The 17,924-nt window shown below is 70.4% G+C and carries 15 protein-coding genes; 9 read left to right on the top strand and 6 right to left on the bottom strand.

Annotation, left to right across the window (positions count from 1 at the left end):
- Positions 1–40 precede the first annotated feature (40 nt).
- The 3 genes from GON06_RS15575 to prpB are packed head-to-tail and all read left to right on the top strand — an operon-like array spanning position 41 to position 3,101.
- Positions 41–679: a GntR family transcriptional regulator gene (locus tag GON06_RS15575; protein ID WP_157313220.1), complete on the top strand. Its 639-nt coding sequence runs from the start codon at positions 41–43 to the stop codon at positions 677–679.
- Positions 676–2,202: an MmgE/PrpD family protein gene (locus GON06_RS15570; protein ID WP_157313219.1), complete on the top strand. Its 1,527-nt coding sequence runs from the start codon at positions 676–678 to the stop codon at positions 2,200–2,202. Before GON06_RS15575 ends, GON06_RS15570 begins: the two co-directional genes overlap by 4 nt.
- Entirely contained in the window at positions 2,202–3,101 is a 900-nt protein-coding gene (gene prpB, locus GON06_RS15565) for a methylisocitrate lyase (protein ID WP_157313218.1), read from the top strand. Before GON06_RS15570 ends, prpB begins: the two co-directional genes overlap by 1 nt.
- A 171-nt stretch (positions 3,102–3,272) precedes the next feature.
- Here the strand turns inward: prpB and xylB are convergent, their stop codons facing one another.
- The 3 genes from xylB to GON06_RS15550 all read right to left on the bottom strand — a co-directional run bounded on the left by xylB (position 3,273) and on the right by GON06_RS15550 (position 7,065).
- Positions 3,273–4,667, bottom strand: coding sequence for a xylulokinase (gene xylB / locus GON06_RS15560; RefSeq protein WP_157313217.1), 1,395 nt, complete (start codon positions 4,665–4,667; stop codon positions 3,273–3,275).
- A 132-nt stretch (positions 4,668–4,799) separates the two neighbouring features.
- Complete coding sequence (xylA, locus tag GON06_RS15555) at positions 4,800–5,990, bottom strand: xylose isomerase (RefSeq protein ID WP_157313216.1); 1,191 nt, start codon at positions 5,988–5,990, stop codon at positions 4,800–4,802.
- Positions 5,991–6,066: 76 nt separating this feature from the next.
- The gene (locus GON06_RS15550; RefSeq protein ID WP_157313215.1) at positions 6,067–7,065 is read right to left on the bottom strand and encodes a LacI family DNA-binding transcriptional regulator; all 999 of its coding nucleotides are present in this window, start codon (positions 7,063–7,065) and stop codon (positions 6,067–6,069) included.
- Between the two features lie 146 nt (positions 7,066–7,211).
- On the opposite strand from GON06_RS15550, the gene GON06_RS15545 reads away from it, so the two are divergent.
- The 6 genes from GON06_RS15545 to GON06_RS15520 are packed head-to-tail and all read left to right on the top strand — an operon-like array spanning position 7,212 to position 15,318.
- Positions 7,212–8,504, top strand: coding sequence for an ABC transporter substrate-binding protein (locus GON06_RS15545; RefSeq protein WP_157313214.1), 1,293 nt, complete (start codon positions 7,212–7,214; stop codon positions 8,502–8,504).
- Between the two features lie 9 nt (positions 8,505–8,513).
- Positions 8,514–9,527: a carbohydrate ABC transporter permease gene (locus GON06_RS15540; protein ID WP_157313213.1), complete on the top strand. Its 1,014-nt coding sequence runs from the start codon at positions 8,514–8,516 to the stop codon at positions 9,525–9,527.
- Positions 9,524–10,411 (top strand): carbohydrate ABC transporter permease, encoded by an 888-nt coding sequence (locus GON06_RS15535; RefSeq protein ID WP_157313212.1) that lies wholly within the window; start codon positions 9,524–9,526, stop codon positions 10,409–10,411. The genes GON06_RS15540 and GON06_RS15535 overlap by 4 nt, the downstream gene beginning before the upstream one ends.
- 35 nt (positions 10,412–10,446) lie before the next feature.
- On the top strand, positions 10,447–12,834 hold the full coding sequence (locus tag GON06_RS15530; RefSeq protein WP_232528511.1) for a glycoside hydrolase family 3 N-terminal domain-containing protein: 2,388 nt from the start codon (positions 10,447–10,449) through the stop codon (positions 12,832–12,834).
- Between the two features lie 52 nt (positions 12,835–12,886).
- Complete coding sequence (locus GON06_RS15525) at positions 12,887–14,041, top strand: ROK family transcriptional regulator (protein WP_157313210.1); 1,155 nt, start codon at positions 12,887–12,889, stop codon at positions 14,039–14,041.
- Between the two features lie 29 nt (positions 14,042–14,070).
- Complete coding sequence (locus GON06_RS15520; RefSeq protein WP_157313209.1) at positions 14,071–15,318, top strand: D-arabinono-1,4-lactone oxidase; 1,248 nt, start codon at positions 14,071–14,073, stop codon at positions 15,316–15,318.
- A gap of 167 nt (positions 15,319–15,485) precedes the next feature.
- Here the strand turns inward: GON06_RS15520 and GON06_RS15515 are convergent, their stop codons facing one another.
- Genes GON06_RS15515 through GON06_RS15505 form a run of 3 tightly spaced genes read right to left on the bottom strand, consistent with a single transcriptional unit; the run spans position 15,486 to position 17,916 of the window.
- Positions 15,486–16,298 (bottom strand): HpcH/HpaI aldolase/citrate lyase family protein, encoded by an 813-nt coding sequence (locus tag GON06_RS15515; RefSeq protein WP_157313208.1) that lies wholly within the window; start codon positions 16,296–16,298, stop codon positions 15,486–15,488.
- Positions 16,295–16,762 (bottom strand): MaoC family dehydratase, encoded by a 468-nt coding sequence (locus GON06_RS15510; RefSeq protein WP_116241221.1) that lies wholly within the window; start codon positions 16,760–16,762, stop codon positions 16,295–16,297. Before GON06_RS15510 ends, GON06_RS15515 begins: the two co-directional genes overlap by 4 nt.
- A 5-nt stretch (positions 16,763–16,767) precedes the next feature.
- Positions 16,768–17,916, bottom strand: coding sequence for an acyl-CoA dehydrogenase family protein (locus tag GON06_RS15505; protein WP_157313207.1), 1,149 nt, complete (start codon positions 17,914–17,916; stop codon positions 16,768–16,770).
- Positions 17,917–17,924 lie beyond the last annotated feature (8 nt).

The raw sequence follows: 17,924 nt of genomic DNA, 5'->3' as shown, positions 1-17,924 counted from the left end.
TGATAGCCTGGCCAGTGACATTTATGTATACAATGAGGCCATGCGTGCAAGTGACCGGGCCTACGCGGAGCTGCTGGAGGGTATCCAGTCCGGCGCTCTGCCGTCCGGCGCGGTGCTCGGCGAGGTCGAACAGGCCGCGCGTCTCGGTGTGAGCCGCACCCCGCTGCGCGAGGCGTTGCGCCGGCTCGTCGCCGACGGCCTGGTCGTGCAGCAGTCGCCGCGCGTCACCGTGGTCGCCGACCTCGACGCCGACGACATCCGCGCCCTGTTCGAGATCCGTCGTGCGCTCGAGGAGACCACCGCGCGACTCGCCGCGGAGCGCGGCGATGCCGAGGCTTTCCGCGCCCTGGCATCCGAGTTCGCTGACGTCGACCTGTCGCGAGCCGCCGGCCGCGATGCGTACTACGCGCTGATCGCCCGGCTCGACGCCGCGCTCGACGCGGCCGTCGCGAACGACTACCTGAGCTCCGCGCTGCGCACCGTGCGCACCCACCTCGTGCGGGTGCGCCGGATGGCGCGCGACAAGCCCGAGCGGCTCGCGGCATCCGCTGCCGAGCACCTCACGATCGCCCGCGCGCTCGCCGCGCGCGACGGCGATCTCGCCGCCCATGCCACGCACGTGCACCTGCACAACGCGCTCACCAGCATCCTCGAATCGCTGTCGGAAGGAACCCCATGACCGTCACCCACCACGTCCGCGTGTACCGCTCCGAAGAGGACCTGCCCCGCGAGGAGCAGCTGGCCTGGAAGATCGCCCAGGTCGCCACCGACCCCGTCGAGGTCGACGCTGACGTCGTCGACATGATCATCAACCGCATCATCGACAACGCGTCGGTGGCCGCGGCATCCCTCACCCGCGGGCCCATCAACGCCGCCCGCGCGCAGGCGTTCAGCCACCCGGTGTCCACCGGCGGCAGCGGCTCGACCGTGTTCGGCGCCGCGCTCGACCACCGCACCAGCCCGGAGTGGGCAGCGTGGGCGAACGGCGTCGCCGTGCGCGAGCTGGACTACCACGACACCTTCCTCGCGGCGGAGTACTCGCACCCCGGCGACAACATCCCGCCGATCCTCGCGGTCGCGCAGCACGCGGGTCGGGACGGTCGTGACCTCGTCCGGGGCATCGCCACCGGCTACGAGATCCAGGTCGACCTGGTGAAGGCGATCTCGCTGCACGCGCACAAGATCGACCACGTCGCGCACCTCGGCCCGTCGGCCGCAGCCGGCATCGGCACGCTGCTCGGCCTCGACGCCGAGACCATCTACCAGGCCATCGGCCAGGCGCTGCACACCACCACAGCCACCCGGCAGAGCCGCAAGGGCGAGATCTCCACCTGGAAGGCGCACGCCCCGGCGTTCGCCGGCAAGATGGCCGTCGAGGCCGTCGACCGGGCGATGCGCGGACAGACCTCGCCGTCGCCGATCTACGAGGGCGAGGACGGCGTGATCGCCTGGATGCTCGACGGCAAGGACGCCTCCTACGACGTTCCGCTCCCGGCATCCGGCGAGGCGAAGCGCGCGATCCTCGACACGTACACGAAGGAGCACTCCGCCGAGTACCAGGCGCAGGCGCTCATCGACCTCGCGCGCAAGCTGCACGGCGAGCACCCGGAGCTCACGGACCCCGCCAACGTCGCGGCGATCGTGATCCACACCAGCCACCACACGCACAACGTGATCGGCTCGGGCGCGAACGACCCGCAGAAGTACGACCCGAGCGCCTCGCGCGAGACGCTCGACCACTCGATCCCGTACATCTTCGCCGTCGCGCTGCAGGACGGCGCCTGGCACCACGTCGACTCGTACACCCCTGAGCGCGCCGGACGTGTCGACACCGTCGCGCTGTGGCACAAGATCACCACCGCGGAGGACGCGGAGTGGACTCGCCGGTACCACTCCATCGACCCGGCCGAGAAGGCGTTCGGCGGTCGCGTGGAGATCACGCTCGCCGACGGAACCACGTTGACCGACGAGATCGCGGTCGCCGACGCGCACCCGCTGGGCGCACGGCCGTTCGCCCGCGCGAACTACGTCGCCAAGTTCCGGATGCTGGCGGAGCCGGTGCTCGAGCCGGCCGAGATCGAGCGGTTCCTCGAGCTCGTCCAGCGTCTGCCCGAGCTCACCGCGGCGGAGGTCGCGGAGCTGAGCATCATCGCCAAGCCCGGCCTGCTCGAGGCCGCCCCGGCCCCCAAGGGGCTGTTCTGATGCTGTACTCCACCACCACGCCCGCCGAGAAGCGCCGGCTGTTCCGTGAGCGGCTCGCGAGCGGCGAACTGCTGCGCTTTCCCGGTGCGTTCAACCCGCTGTCCGCGCGGCTGATCGAGCAGAAGGGCTTCGAGGGGGTCTACATCTCGGGCGCGGTGCTGTCGGCCGACCTCGGCCTGCCCGACATCGGCCTGACCACGCTCACCGAGGTCGCGGGCCGGGCGAAGCAGATCGCTCGGATGACCGACCTGCCCGCGATCGTCGACGCCGACACCGGCTTCGGCGAGCCGATGAACGTGGCCCGTACGATCCAGGAGCTCGAGGATGCGGGGCTGGCCGGCACCCACATCGAGGACCAGGTCAACCCGAAGCGCTGCGGTCACCTCGACGGCAAGTCCGTCGTCAATCAGGACACCGCGATCAAGCGCATCCGGGCGGCCGCCGACGCGCGGCGCGACCCCGACTTCCTGATCATGGCGCGCACCGACATCCGCGCCGTCGAGGGCCTGGACGCGGCGGTCGACCGCGCGAAGGCGCTGGTGGATGCCGGCGCGGACGCGATCTTCCCCGAGGCGATGCGAGACCTGTCCGAGTTCGAGGCGATGGCGAAGGCCCTGGACGTGCCGATCCTCGCCAACATGACGGAGTTTGGCAAGAGCGACCTGTTCTCAGTGGACCAGCTGCGCGACGCGGGCGTGAACCTCGTGATCTGGCCGGTCTCACTGCTGCGCATCGCGATGGGCGCGGCGGACCGCGCTCTGGACACCCTGCTCGCCGAGGGGCACCTCACGTCGAAGCTCGGCGAGATGCAGCATCGGGCCGACCTGTACGACCTGATCGACTACGAGCAGTACAACCGCTTCGACCAGGGCGTGTTCAACTTCACCGTCGAGCGCTGACCCTTCCCCTGCTCCGGTCTCACTCGTTGCGGGTGTCCTCGAGTTGGTACCCGCATCCGTTGAGACCGGAGCTGGAGGGATCTGGCCTCCCCGAGCTCCGATCTCACTCATTGCGGGTGCTGGCGATCGGGCACCCGCATCCGTTGAGACCGGAGCTGGAGGGAGCTTCGGTCAGGGCAGGCGCGCGGCGTACTGGGAACGGATGCCGGGGACGGGCGCTGCCGGCTCGGCATCCGACTCCTCCTCGCCCCAGGCGGGACGGGAGCCGGTGAGCGAGTGCGCCGCCTGCGCGGCGGCGCCGAGGGCGACGTACTCGGCGGGGGCGGGCACGACGACGGGCAGGTCGAAGACCTGCGCGGCGATCGTGCGCACCGCCGTGCTCTGCGCCGCGCCGCCGATGAGCAGGATGCGGCCCGGGGCGACCCCGTGTGTGCGGATCGCCGCGAGGCCCTCAGCCAGTCCGCAGAGCACGCCCTCGATCGCCGCCCGGGCGAGGTTCTCGCGCGTGGTGCTCGCCAGCGTCATGCCGAACAACGTCGCCGTCGCATCCGGCAGGTTGGGGGTGCGTTCGCCCTCGAACCAGGGCTGCAGCACCAGGCCGGCTGAGCCCGGCTCGGCGGCCAGCGCCAGGTCGCTGAGACCGGCGTGATCCACTCCGAGCAGCGCGGCCGTCGCATCCAGTACGCGCGCCGCGTTGAGCGTGGCGATCAGCGGAAGCCAGCCGCCCGCGGCATCGGCGAAGCCGGCGACCGTGCCGCTGACGTCGTGTACCGGGGCATCCGTGACGGCGAAAACTGTGCCGGACGTGCCGATCGACACCACCGCGTCGCCGCTGCGGGCGCCGAGGCCGAGCGCCGCACCGGCGTTGTCACCGGCGCCGGGCGCGAAGCGGATGCCGGCATCCGAGCCCGCGTGCTCGTCGGGACCGAGCACGCGCGGCAGCACGACGTCGGTCGCGTTCCTGCGCAGCGCCAGCGAGAGGATGTCGCGGTCGTAGCCGTCCGCTCCCCAGTAGCCGGTGCCGCTGGCATCCGATCGGTCCGTGACCAGCTCGTCGAGCTGCGGATCCCCTCCTGCCGGCACCGGGCCGAAGCCGCGCAACCGCCAGGTGAGCCAGTCGTGCGGCAGCGCGACGGCGGCGACCCGAGCGGCGTTCTCCGGCTCGTGGTCGGCCAGCCAGCGCAGCTTGGTGACGGTGAAGGACGCCACCGGAACCACCCCGGTGCGGGTGCTGAACTCGTCGGCGCCGAGCTCGGCGACCAGGTCGGCCGCGGCGCCGGCCGAACGGGTGTCGTTCCACAGCAGCGCGGGGCGGATCACCCGGCCCTGGGCATCGAGGGCGACCATGCCGTGCTGCTGCCCGGCGATCGAGACGGCGGCGACGTCGTCCAGCCCGCCGGCCTGGGCGAGCGCCTGCTGCAGCGCGTCCCACCACGCTTCGGGATCGACCTCGGTGCCGTCCGGGTGCGATGCCCGTCCGGAACGCGCGATCGCACCCGTCGCGGTGTCCCGCACGACCACCTTGCACGACTGCGTCGACGAATCGACTCCGATCACCAGTGCCATGCGCGGCATCCTCTCATCTTGTCTTCTCTTCGTGCCGAGACCCCGAGTTCCGCACGAGACCCCGCTCCTGAAGGTGGGGTTCGTGCGGAACTCGGGGTCTCGTGCGGATCTCGGCCCGATCTCGCCCGCGGGTCAGCGAGCGCCGAGCAGGTGCTCGGTGGCGAGCTGCTGCAGGCGCACGAAGCCGAAGCCCTTGCCGCCCAGGTAGGCGTCGGCGTCGAAGTCCTCGTACGCGCTGCGGTCGGCGAGCAGGGCGTCGTACGACTCGCCCTCGTTCAGCGTGGGCTCTGACAGCTCCGCGACCTTCGCGGCGGCGAGCGCCTCCTGCACCTCGGGGTCGGCGCGGAAGGCCGCGGCGCGCTCCTTCAGCAGCAGGTAGGTGCGCATGTTGGCGGCTGCGGAGTCCCACACCCCGGTCTCGTCCTCGGTGCGGCTGGGCTTGTAGTCGAAGTGCCGCGGTCCCTCGTAGGCCGGCGTGCCACCGGGGCCGCCGTTCTCGAGCAGGTCGACCAGCGCGAAAGCGTTGTGCAGGTCGCCGTGACCGAACACGAGGTCCTGGTCGTACTTGATGCCGCGCTGGCCGTTCAGATCGATGTGGAACAGCTTGCCGTGGTACAGCGCCTGGGCGATGCCGGCGGCGAAGTTCAGACCGGCCATCTGCTCGTGACCGACCTCGGGGTTCAGACCGACCAGCTCCGGACGCTCCAGCGAGTCGATGAACGCCAGGGCGTGACCAAGGGTGGGCAGCAGGATGTCGCCGCGCGGCTCGTTGGGCTTGGGCTCGATCGCGAAGCGGATGTCGTAGCCCTTGTCGGTCACGTAGTCGCCGAGCAGGTTCACGGCCTCGCGGTAGCGCTCCAGCGCGGCGCGGACGTCCTTGGCGGAGTCGTACTCGGCGCCCTCGCGGCCGCCCCACATCACGAACGTCTTGGCGCCCAGCTCGGCGCCGAGGTCGAGCTGGCGGAAGACCTTGCGCAGCGCGAAGCGGCGCACCTGGCGGTCGTTCGAGGTGAAGCCGCCGTCCTTGAACACCGGCGCGCTGAACAGGTTGGTGGTGACCATGGGGACGACCAGGCCGGTGTCGGCCAGTGCGCCCTTCAGACGGTCGATCTGCGTCTGACGCTCGGCTTCCGTCGAACCGAACGCGAACAGGTCGTCGTCGTGGAACGTGAGGCCGTACGCGCCGAGCTCCGCGAGCTTCTCGACGGCGTGCAAGACGTCGAGCGCGGGGCGGGTCGGACCGCCGAACGGGTCGGTGCCGTTGTAGCCGATGGTCCAGAGGCCGAACGAGAACCGGTCCGCCTTGGTGGGGGTGAGTGCCATGATGATCCGCCTTCAGCGACGTCAATGAAATGTTGTAGAGCAGAACATATCAGGCGTGAAAGAGGGATGCAACGTCTCAGTGGCGCGGGGGAGCCGTCGACTCCCGTGGCACCAGCACCGCAGGCATGCGGATGTGCTCGCGCTCGCCGCCGTCCAGCATCCGCAGCAGCAGCTGCACGGCGGCCGCCCCCATCTCGGCGAGCGGCTGACGCACGGTGGTCAACTGCGGCACGTGTGCGGCGGCCTCCGGGATGTCGTCGAAGCCGATCACGGAGAGGTCCTCCGGCACGCGCAAACCGCGCTCGCGTGCGACGCGGATCACTTCGATCGCTGAGAGGTCGTTGGCCGCGAACACCCCGGTCGGGCGGTCGTCGCGATCCAGCAGCTCGTGCGCGCCGGAGGTCGAGTCCGCCGTGCGGTACCCGCCGTCGGCGACCAGCTCGGGGTCGAAGGGGATGCCGGCGGCCTCGAGCGCCTCGCGGTAGCCCTGCTCGCGCTGCTGCGCCGAGACCAGGTCGGTGCGGCCGCGCAGATGGCCGATGCGGCGATGTCCGAGCGAGATCAGGTGCTCGGTCGCGGCGCGCGCGCCGTCGACGTTGATCACGCTCACCGTGGCGGGTCCGTCGTCGCCTGCGTGCGGGTCGATGGCGACGATCGGCACCGGTCCGTCGGCGGGAGTCGTGGTGGGGGTCACGATGATGGCGCCGTCGATGAGCGTTCCGCCCAGACGGGACAGTGAGCGGCGTTCCCAGCCCTGATGTGCGCCGGCCGAGACGCTGCCCGCGTAGGCGAGCACGTCGAACCGCGTGTCCTGCAGCTCGGAGGAGACGCCGCGCAGCAGCTGCAGGGCGAACGGCTCGAACTCCGCGACGAGCACGCCGATGACGTTGGTCTGCTGTCGGCGCATCGAGGTGGCCACCAGGGAGCTCGCGTAGCCGAGCTCGTCGACCACGCTCATCACGTGGGCCAGGGTTGCCGGAGCGACCCCGTCGCGACCGTTGATCGCCTTGGAGACCGTGGCGACCGAGACGCCGGCAGCGTGTGCCACGTCATTGATGGTGATCCGCGCGTTCATAGCGTCTATCCTAGGTTTCGAAAACGTTATCGATATCGTTTGACACGATTGCTTCGGGATGGCAGAGTTGCCGAAGTTCCCATTCGGTGCAGTCAACAACAAATACCCGTGCACTGCACGCACTCGATGATGAGGAGAGACACAGCATGAAGGTACGCAAGGCCTGGGCTGCCGCAGCAGCCGTCGCCGCGCTCGGAACACTCGGCCTGACCGCCTGTTCCGGTGGCTCCGGCGATGCCGACGCCGACGGCAAGACCACGTTGACGATGTGGCACAACTCCACCACGGGTGACGGCAAGCAGTACTGGGACGACGCCGCGGCGGCGTTCCACAAGGCGAACCCGGATGTGACGATCAAGATGACCGCCATCCAGAACGAGGACATGGACGGCAAGCTGCAGACCGCCGCCAACTCCGGTGACATGCCCGACATCTTCATGGCGCGCGGCGGCGGCAAGCTCGCGGACATGGTCAGCGCCGGCAAGGTCAGGGACCTCACCGACAAGATCGACCCCGACGTGAAGAAGGCCATGGGCGATGCACCCTTCAGCGCCCTCACCATCGACGGCAAGATCTACGGCATGCCCGGCTCCGTGCTGCCCGGTGGCATCTTCTACAGCAAGGACCTGTTCGCGCAGGCGGGCATCACCGAGACCCCGACCACGCTGGACGAACTCGCCGAGGACGTCACGAAGCTCAAGGCCGCGGGCATCCAGCCCATCGCGCTCGGTGCGAAGGATGCATGGCCCGCCGCGCACTGGTACTACTTCTTCGCGCTGCGCGCCTGTGGGCAGGACACGATCCAGAACCTCGCGACCGAGGTCGACTTCGACGACCCGTGCTGGCTGGAAGCGGCGAACAACCTCAACGACTTCGCTCAGATCGAGCCGTTCAACAAGGGCTTCCTGACCACCTCCGCTCAGGAGGGCGCGAACTCGTCGGCCGGCCTGGTCGCCAACCACAAGGCGGCGATGGAGCTCATGGGCGCCTGGAACGTGGGCATCATCGCGAGCCTCACGCCGGACCAGAAGCCGCTGGCCGACCTCGACTGGTTCCCCTTCCCCGCCGTCGACGGCGGCGAGGGCGACCCGGCCGCGATGATGGGCGGCGGCGACGGCAACTCCTGCTCCGCCGACGCGCCTCCCGCCTGCGAGGACTTCCTCAACTTCGTCTCGTCGAAGGAATGGCAGGAGAAGTACGCGGTGGCGTTCCAGACCATCCCCTCGCGCAAGGATGCGACCGACGCTGTCACCGACCCGTCGCTCAAGCCGCTGATGGAAGCCGCCAACAAGGCGCCGTACATCGCGCTGTGGCTGGACACCTCGCTCGGACAGAACGTCGGCAACGCGCTGAACACGAGCGTCGTCGAGATGCTGGCGGGCAAGGGCTCACCCGAGAAGCTGGTCGAGACGGTCAAGGCCGCCGAGGCGAGGGGCTGATCCGAGACCATGCAGGACACTCAGGCACCGGCAGTCCCGGTCTCGCCTGAGAGGAACTCCACCACCGGGGCCGGTGCACAGCCGGCCCCGGTGCGACGACCGCGGCGCGACTGGCGCAAGCGCGGTGAGATCGCGCTCCTCTCCGGCCCCGCGCTGCTCCTCTTCCTCGGCTTCGTGATCTTCCCGGTGATCATGGCCGGGTTCTACGGCTTCTTCAAGTGGAACGGCTTCGGCTGGCCGACCGAGTTCGTCGGTCTCGACAACTACGTGCTGATGTGGCAGGACGAGACCTTCCGCGCCGCCGTGTCGCACAACTTCATCATCCTCGTCCTGTCGCTGGTGATGCAGGGCCCGATCGCGATCCTGTTCGCTCTGCTGCTGAACCAGAAGATCCGGGGCCGGTCCGTCATCCGCGTGCTGATCTTCGCCCCCTACGTCATCGCCGAGGTGGTCGTCGGCACCGGCTGGAGCCTGATGCTGCAGGACGCGGGCGCCCTGAACTCGCTCCTGGGCAAGATCGGGCTCGAGTCGTGGCAGCAGTCCTGGATCGCCGACCCGTCGATCGCGATGTGGTCGCTCATGGTGATCATCACCTGGAAGTACATCGGCTTCGCGGTGATCCTCATCCTCGCGGGCATGCAGTCGATCCCCGAGGAGCTGTACGAGGCGGCGGCGATCGACGGCGCAGGCTTCTGGCGCGCGCAGTGGAGCATCACCCTGCCGCTGCTGGGCCCGACCATCCGCATCTGGGCGTTCCTGTCGATCATCGGCTCGCTGCAGCTGTTCGACCTGGTGAACATCATCTGGGGCCAGTACATCGCCGCGACTGCGGGCACGTCCACGATGGCCACCTACATGTATCAGAACGGTCACCTCGCCGGGAACTACGGCTTCGGCAACGCGGTCGCCGTGATGCTCTTCCTCATCTCGCTGGTCGTCGCCCTCATCTATCAGCGGTTCGTGCTGCGGCGCGACACCGAGGGGGCACTGACCGGAGACAGCCGAAAGGGGCGCAGGCGATGACCGACGCACTCAAGACCTCTGTGCTGATCCAGCCTGCGGGCAGGCGCACCCGGCGGAAGGAGTCGGGCGTGCGCTGGGGCCACCCCGGCGTGTACCTGCTCGCGGTCGTGCTGATCACGCTGTGCGTGACCCCGCTGCTGTACATCATCGTCGGCGGATTCCGCACGAACTCGCAGATCACGAACGATCCGTCCGCATGGCCCGATCCGTGGGTCGTCAGCAACTACACCGATGTGCTCGCCAGTGGCGAGTTCTGGACGGCGATGCTGAACTCGACGCTCTCGGCGGTCGGCACGACGGTGGGGGCCGTGGCGCTCGGCCTGATGGCCAGCTATGTGATCGCCCGCTACGACTTCGGTGGCAAGGGCGTCATGTACTCGCTGTTCGCCGCCGGGCTGATGTTCCCCGTGACCGTCGCGATCACCCCGCTGTACCTGCTGATCCGCAACCTCGGCCTGGTGAACAGTCTGGCCGGCATCATCCTGCCGCAGATCGCGTTCGCGCTGCCCACGACCATCATCATCCTCGTGCCGTTCCTGCGGGCGATCCCGAAGGAGCTCGAGGAGGCCGCGTCGATCGACGGCGCCTCCCGGCTGGGCTTCTTCTGGCGCATGGTGCTGCCGCTGAGCCTTCCCGGGGTGATCACCGTCGGGATCCTCGCCTTCATCGGCGCCTGGAACGGGTACATGCTGCCGCTGTTCATCCTCAACGACCAGAGTCTGTTCACGCTTCCGCTTGGTGTGCAGAACTTCGCCTCGCAGTACTCCGTCGACACGGCGAAGGTGCTCGCGTACACCTCGCTGTCGATGCTCCCTGCGCTGGTGTTCTTCAGCCTCTTCGAGCGTCGCATCGTCGGCGGACTGACCGGGGCGGTGAAGGGATGACGGCCTTGCCCGACACGACGACGGAGACCTCCGCCATGACTTCGCAGATCCCCGCCTTCCCGACCGCTTCGCCGCGCGTGCGCGCGCTGCTGGCCGAGATGACCCTCGAGGAGAAGGCGGCGCAGCTGGTCGGCTACTGGCTGGACCAGGGCGGCGAGGTCGTCGCTCCGATGCAGAACGAGATGGGGCGGTCCGACGGCGCCCTCGCCGAGATCACCCGGCACGGCATCGGCCACTACACCCGCGTGTACGGCACCCGCCCGGTCGACCCGGCGGAGCGTGCGGCGTGGCTGTGGCAGGAGCAGCGACGGCTGAAGGCGGAGACCCGGCTCGGTATCCCCGCGCTCGTGCACGAGGAGTGCCTGACCGGCCTCGCGGCCTGGAAGGCGGCCACGTTCCCCACGCCGCTGGCCTGGGGTGCCTCCTTCGACCCCGAGCTCGTGGCCGAGATGGGCACGCTGATCGGGGAGTCGATGCGCGCGCTCGGCATCCACCAGGGACTGGCACCCGTGCTCGACGTCGTGCGTGACCCGCGCTGGGGGCGGGTCGACGAGTGCATCGGAGAGGACCCCTATCTGGTCGGCACCGTCGGCACCGCCTACGTGCAGGGGCTGCAGTCCGCGGGCGTGCACGCCACGCTGAAGCACTTCCTGGGCTACTCGGGCTCGCGCGCCGGGCGCAACCACGCACCGGTGTCCGCAGGGCCTCGCGAGATGGCCGACGTCTTCCTGCCGCCGTTCGAGATGGCCATCCGCGACGGCGGAGTGCACAGCGTGATGAACAGCTACGCCGAGATCGATGGGGTTCCCGTCGCCTCCGACCCCGCCCTGCTGACCGGCCTGCTGCGTGAGCGGCTCGGTTTCGACGGGGTGGTGGTGGCCGACTACTTCGCGGTCGCCTTCCTCGACGTGATGCACGCCGTCGCCGCCGACCGCGGTGAGGCCGCGGCGCTGGCGCTGACCGCGGGCATCGACGTGGAGCTGCCGTCGGGCGACGCCTACCTCGCACCGCTGGTCGAGCGCGTCCGCGAAGGGCTCTTCGACGACGCGTATCTCGACCGGGCTGTGCTCCGCGTGCTCGGGCAGAAGGAGGAGCTGGGTCTGCTCGAGCCGGACGTCTTCGACGACGAGCCGCCCGCGGAGATCGACCTCGACACGCCCCGGCACCGCGCGGCGGCCCGCAGGCTGGCCGCCGAATCGCTCGTGCTGCTGGCGAACGACGGCGCACTGCCGCTGGCGGCCGGTGCGCGGCGCATCGCCCTGATCGGCCCGAACGCCGACCGGGCAGCGGCGCTGCAGGGCTGCTACTCGTTCGCGAACCACGTTCTCGCGCACCACCCGGACCACGAGCTCGGCTTCGCGATCCCGACCATCCGCGAGGCGCTGTGCGCCGCGCTGCCGGATGCCGGGATCGTGCACGTCAACGGGTGCGAGGTCGAGGGCGATGACCGCTCCGGCTTCGCGGCGGCGGTCGCCGCGGCGTCGGACTCCGAGATCGCCGTGGTGGTCGTGGGCGACCAGGCCGGACTGTTCGGTCGCGGCACGGTCGGAGAGGGCAACGACGTCGAGTCGCTCGAACTGCCCGGCGTTCAGCGGGAGCTGGTCGAGGCACTGGTCGCCACCGGCACCCCCGTCGTGATGGTCCTGGTCACCGGTCGTCCCTATGCGATCGACTGGGCGCTCGACGGCGACGGCGCCCGGCCGGCGGCCGTGCTGCAGGCGTTCTTCCCCGGCGAGGCCGGCGGTGAGGCCATCGCCGATGTGCTGACCGGCGCGACCGCGCCGTCGGGGCGGATGCCGGTGAGCCTGCCCCGCTCGTCGGGGGCGCAGCCCTACGTCTACCTGCATCCGCCGCTGGGCGGTCCGTCCGAGGTGACCTCCACCGATCCCACGCCGCTGAGGCCGTTCGGGTTCGGGCTGAGCTACACGACCTTCGCCTACGAGGCTCTCGAGGTGTCGCCTGAGGCGTCGACGGACGGCTCGTTCACGGCATCCGTCACGGTGCGCAACACCGGCGGCACGGCCGCAGCGGACGTCGTGCAGCTCTACGGGAACGACCCGGTCGCGAGTGTGACCAGGCCTGTCGCCCAGCTGCTCGGCTACGCCCGTGTCCAGCTGGAGCCGGGGGAGAGCCGTCGAGTGCGCTTCGAGGTGCCCGTCGCTCGCTTCGCGTTCAGCGACAGGGGCCTCGTGCGCATCGTCGAGCCGGGCGCGGTGCGGGTGTGGGTCGCATCGCACGCAGAGGCGAAGCCGGCGGCATCCGATCTGAGCACTGCCACCGGTGGCGCGATCTCGAACAAGCGGCCGCGCGCCGAGCGCGCGCTGCCGGGCACGGCCACGGCGTCGGCGACGGTGCTGCTCACCGGCGGTGTGCACGAGGTGACGGGAGCGGACGCCAGGCTGGTGGAGGTGTCGTTCGCGTGACGGGGCTCTTGTCACGCCGGGTCCGGGGCATCCGGATCGGTAGCCTGGGACGATGAACGAGCGGGCGACGACTGTCGAAGGGGTGCGGCGCACCAACCTCGCCGAGGTGCTGCGACTGGTGCACCATGGAGGGCCGCGTTCGCGCGCGGTCATCACCGCGGAGACGGGGCTGAACCGCTCCACCGTTTCCGACCTCGTCGCCCGGCTCGCCGCCGCCGGCCTCGTGCGCGAGCACGAACCGGACCCGACTCGGCGGGTCGGGCGCCCCTCGCCAATCGTGGCGCCGAGTCCCGACGTGGTCGCCATCGGCGTGAACCCCGAGATCGACGCGGTCGAGATCGGCGCGGTCTCCCTGGGCGGAACGATCCGTGTGCGGGAGCGCATCCCGGTCAGTGATCCGGATGTCGCGGAGGTCGTCGACATCGTCGCGCGCACCGTCGAGCGGTGGAAGAGCGAGGCCCTGCGCGGCTGCCGCATCGTCGGTGCGGGCGTTGCCGTGCCGGGCCTGGTCCGCGCGGAGGACGGTCTGGTGCGCTTCGCCCCGCACCTGCAGTGGCACGACGCCGACATCGGCGGTCCGCTGGGCGGAGCGCTGGACCTGCCGGTCGTGGTCGGCAACGACGCGAGCTACGGCACGCGCGCGGAGCGGCTGTTCGGCGCGGCGCGCGAGCGCACTGACGTGGTCTATCTCAACGGCGGCGCCAGCGGCATCGGCGGCGGACTCGTGCTGCACGGGCAGCTCATCGGCGGCGAGGGCGGCTACGCCGGCGAATGGGGCCAGACCGCCGTGAGCCTTGCGGATGCCGCGGATCGCCGGGTCGACCGCGGCGTGCTCGAGGATGAGGTCAACCGGGCGCGGCTCGTCAGCGCCGCCGGACTCACCTCTCCCGACGACGCCGAACTGGAGCGCGCGCTCACGGGCTCGGACGACGCGCTGGCCGAGGCCGCCCGGCAGCGCCGCATCCTCGTCGCGACACTGAGCAACGCCGTCAACGTGCTCAACCCGTCGATGATCGTGCTGGGCGGGTTCCTCGGCAGCCTCCGCGACATCGACCGCGAGGGCTTCGACGACGAGGTCCGCGCGCGTGCGCTCGCCCCGTCGGCCGAGCGCCTCGAACTGGCATCCGCGGCACTCGGTGCCGACCGGCTGCTGATCGGCGCCGCGGACGCCGCCCTGGAACGGCTGCTGTCCGACCCGCTCGGCTGAACGATCACCGGACCACACGAGGAGGCTTGATGGGCGAGGAACTCAACTGGGCGGGGAACGTCCGCTACAGCGGAACGGTCGCGCGCCCCGAGACCGCCGACGAGGTGCGTGCGCTCGTCACGTCCGGCGGACCGGTGCGGATGCTGGGCACCAGGCACTGCTTCAACGACATCGCCGACACCACCGGCACGCTCATCGCCCTCGACCGGATGCCCGCGGTGTGCGAGATCAGCCCGGAGCGCGACGCGGTGCGCGTCTCGGGCGGACTGCGCTACGGCGACATCGCGCCGCGGCTCGAGGCCGAGGGACTGGCCCTCGCCAACCTCGCGTCGCTGCCGCACATCTCGGTGGCCGGCGCCGTCGCCACCGGCACGCACGGCTCGGGCGATGCGATCGGGTCGCTCGCGACCGCGGTGCGCGAGCTCACCCTGCTCACCGGATCCGGAGAACTTCTGCGGCTGCGCCGCGGCGATCCGAGATTCGACGGCGCCGTCGTCGGCATCGGAGCTCTCGGTGCGGTGCTCGAGCTGGTGCTCGACGTCGAGCCGACCTACGGCATCGCGCAGCGCGTGTTCGAGCAGCCGCGCTGGGACGCGATCCTCGACGACCTCGACGCGGTGACCGGCGCTGGCACCAGCGTCAGCATCTTCACCACCTGGCAGCGCACCGACTCCGCCGACCAGCTCTGGATCAAACAGCGCGGCGCCGATGACCTCTCGGGAGATCTGGCCACGACGCTCGGCGCGGTGCCTGCCCAGGTCAAGCGGCATCCGATCCTCGGGGTCGACGCCGAGGCGTGCACTGACCAGGGCGGCGTGCCGGGGCCGTGGTTCCAGCGTCTGCCGCACTTCAAGCTCGAGTTCACCCCTTCCGCCGGCGCCGAGCTGCAGAGCGAGTACCTCGTGCCGCGACGCGACGCTGTGGCGGCGATCGAGGCCGTCCGCGGCCTCGCCGACCGCATCGCCCCGCTGCTGCTGGTGAACGAGATCCGCACGGTCGCCGCCGACGAGCTGTGGCTGAGCAGTGCGTACGGCGCCGACGTGGTGGGTCTGCACTTCACCTGGCGTCCCGAAGAGGCCGCCGTCCGTGCGCTGCTGCCCGACATCGAGGCGGCGCTGCCGGAGACGGCTCGCCCGCACTGGGGCAAGGTGTTCACGCTGGACGGCGCCGAGGTGCGTCGCCGCTACTCCCGGTGGGATGATTTCGCCGCGCTGCGCGCCGAGCTCGACCCGGACCGCCGCTTCGTGAACCCGTACCTGGAGCGCCTCGGCCGCTGACCTTCCCCTGCTCCGGTCTCACTGGTTGCGGGTGTTTCCGGGGCTGGCACCCGCAACGGTGGGGACCGGAGCATCCGGTGGGTGGCGCCTCTTCAGTTCCGGTCTCACTGGTTGTGGGTGTTTCGGGGCTGGCACCCGCAACGGTGGGGACCGGAGCAGGAGGCGCGTCAGGCGCGGCCCAGCACGGCGCGGGCGTGGCGCAGCACGGGCTCGTCGACCATGCGGCCCTCGAACGCGAACACGCCGCGTTCGCCGGATGCCGCGTCGATGACGCGGCGCGCCCAGGCGATCTCCTCGTCGGCCGGGCGGTAGGCCACCCGCACGATCTCGACCTGCGAGGGATGGATGCACGCGGTCGCCGCGAACCCGGATGCCACGGCGTCGGATGCCTCCTCGCGCAGCCCGTCGGCGTCGGCGATGTCGAGGTGCACGGCGTCGATCGCGGCCTTGCCGTGGGCGCCGGCGGCGAGCAGCACGCGGGAGCGCGCGGCGCGCGCGACATCTCGGTACTGCCCATTCGGGAATCGCGAGGAAGAGCCGCCGAGGCTGGCGACCAGATCCTCCGCGCCCCACATCAGGGCGACGACCCGGTCCACGGCAGCGATCCGCTCCGCCTCGACGACGCCGCGCGCCGTCTCGCACAGTGCGACGATGTTGTAGCCGGGCCGCAGATCGGCGATCGCGTCGGCGCTCTCCGACTTCGCGATCATCAGCGTGCGGAAGTGCGTCTCGGCGATCGCGTCGAGGTCGGCCTCGTGGTCGGCCGTCCCGATCGGGTTCACACGCACGATCACGCGGGCGGGGTCGAGCCCGTGGGCACCGGCGATCAGCGCCGCGCGCGCGGCATCCTTCGTAGCGGGGGCCACGGCGTCCTCGAGGTCGACGATCACGGCATCCGACCGCTCAGCGGCCTTCGTATACCGCTCCGGCCGATCCGCCGGGCAGAACAGCAGGGCGGGCCCGAGTCCGAAGGCGCTCATGCCGGGCTCATCTTCATCAGCGCGGTGCGCGTCGCGCGCGCGACGACGGTGCCGTCCTGGTTCACACCGGTGTGTGCGAGCACGACGATGCCCTGGCCCGGCCGCGACTTCGACTCGCGCTTCGAGACCACGGTCGTCGACACCGACAGGGTGTCGCCGGCGAAGAGCGGATGCGGGAACTCGATGTCCGAGAGTCCCAGCTGCGCGATGAGCGTGCCCTGCGTGAGGTGGCCGACCGACAGACCGACCATCGTCGACAGCGTCCACATCGAGTTCACCAGCGGACGCTCGAACTCGGTGGTCGCCGCGTACGCGGCATCCACGTGCAGCGCCTGCGGGTTCATCGTCAATGCGCTGAACAGCGTGTTGTCGGCGTCCGACACGGTGCGACCGGGCGTGTGCTGATAGGTGACGCCCTCTTCGAGTTCGTCGTAGTACAGGCCGCGCTGGGTGACGGTGCTCATGTCGGTCACGCTAGCCCGAGCGACCGGGCGATCACCAGCAGCTGCACCTCGGTGGTGCCCTCGCCGATCTCGAGGATCTTCGAGTCGCGGTAGTGCCGCGCGACCGGGTACTCGTTCATGAATCCGTTGCCGCCGAAGATCTGGGTCGCGTCGCGGGCGTTGTCCATCGCCGCGTCGCTCGCCGTCAGCTTCGCGATGGCGGCCTCCACCTTGAACGGCTCGCCGGCGGCGCACAGCCGGGCCGCGTGCTGCCAGGCGAGTCGTGCGTTGTGCACGCGGGCCTGCATGCGGGCGATCGTGAACTGCGCGTTCTGCCGGGTGGAGAGCGCCTCGCCGAAGACCGTGCGCTTCTGCGCGTAGTCGATGGATGCCTCCAGGCATCCCTGTGCGGCACCGGTGGACAGCGCGGCGATCGCGATGCGCCCCTCGTCGAGGATCTTCAGGAAGCCGGCGAATCCGCGGCCGCGTTCGCCGAGCAGGTTCTCCTCGGGCACGCGGGCGTCGGCGAAGGTCAGCGGATGCGTGTCGGAGGCGTGCCAGCCGACCTTGTCGTAGGCGGGCTCGACGGTGAATCCGGGGGTGCCGTTGGGCACGATGATCGTGGAGATCTCCTTGCGCCCGTCCGTCTCGCCGGTCACCGCCGTGACCGTCACGAACCGGGTGATGTCGGTGCCGGAGTTGGTGATGAACTGCTTGCTGCCGTTGATCACCCACTCGCCGCCGTCGAGGCGGGCGGTGGTGCGGGTCGCGCCGGCATCCGATCCCGCCTCCGGCTCGGTCAGGCCGAAGCCCGCGAGCGCCTGGCCGGCGAGCAGGTCGGGGAGGTGTGCTGCCTTCTGCGCCTCGGTGCCGAAGTGGAACACCGGCATCGCGCCGAGGCTCACACCGGCCTCGAGGGTGATCGCGATCGACTGGTCGACGCGGCCGAGCTCCTCGAGCGCGAGGCCGAGGGCGAAGTAGTCACCGCCCTGACCACCGACCTCTTCGGGGAAGGGGAGCCCGAACAGGCCCATGTCGCCCATCTGCCGGACGACGTCGAGGTTCAGGGTGTGGGTGCGGTCGGCCTCGTAGGCCTGCGGGGCGACGACCTCGTCGGCGAAGTCGCGCACCATCGCGCGGAGCTCGCGCTCCTCTTCGGTCAGTTCAAGGGACATGGTTCTCT

It is taken from the genome of Microbacterium sp. MAH-37 (assembly GCF_009758255.1).
Classification (GTDB): domain Bacteria; phylum Actinomycetota; class Actinomycetes; order Actinomycetales; family Microbacteriaceae; genus Microbacterium.
This window is presented reverse-complemented; position numbering and strand designations above follow the sequence as displayed.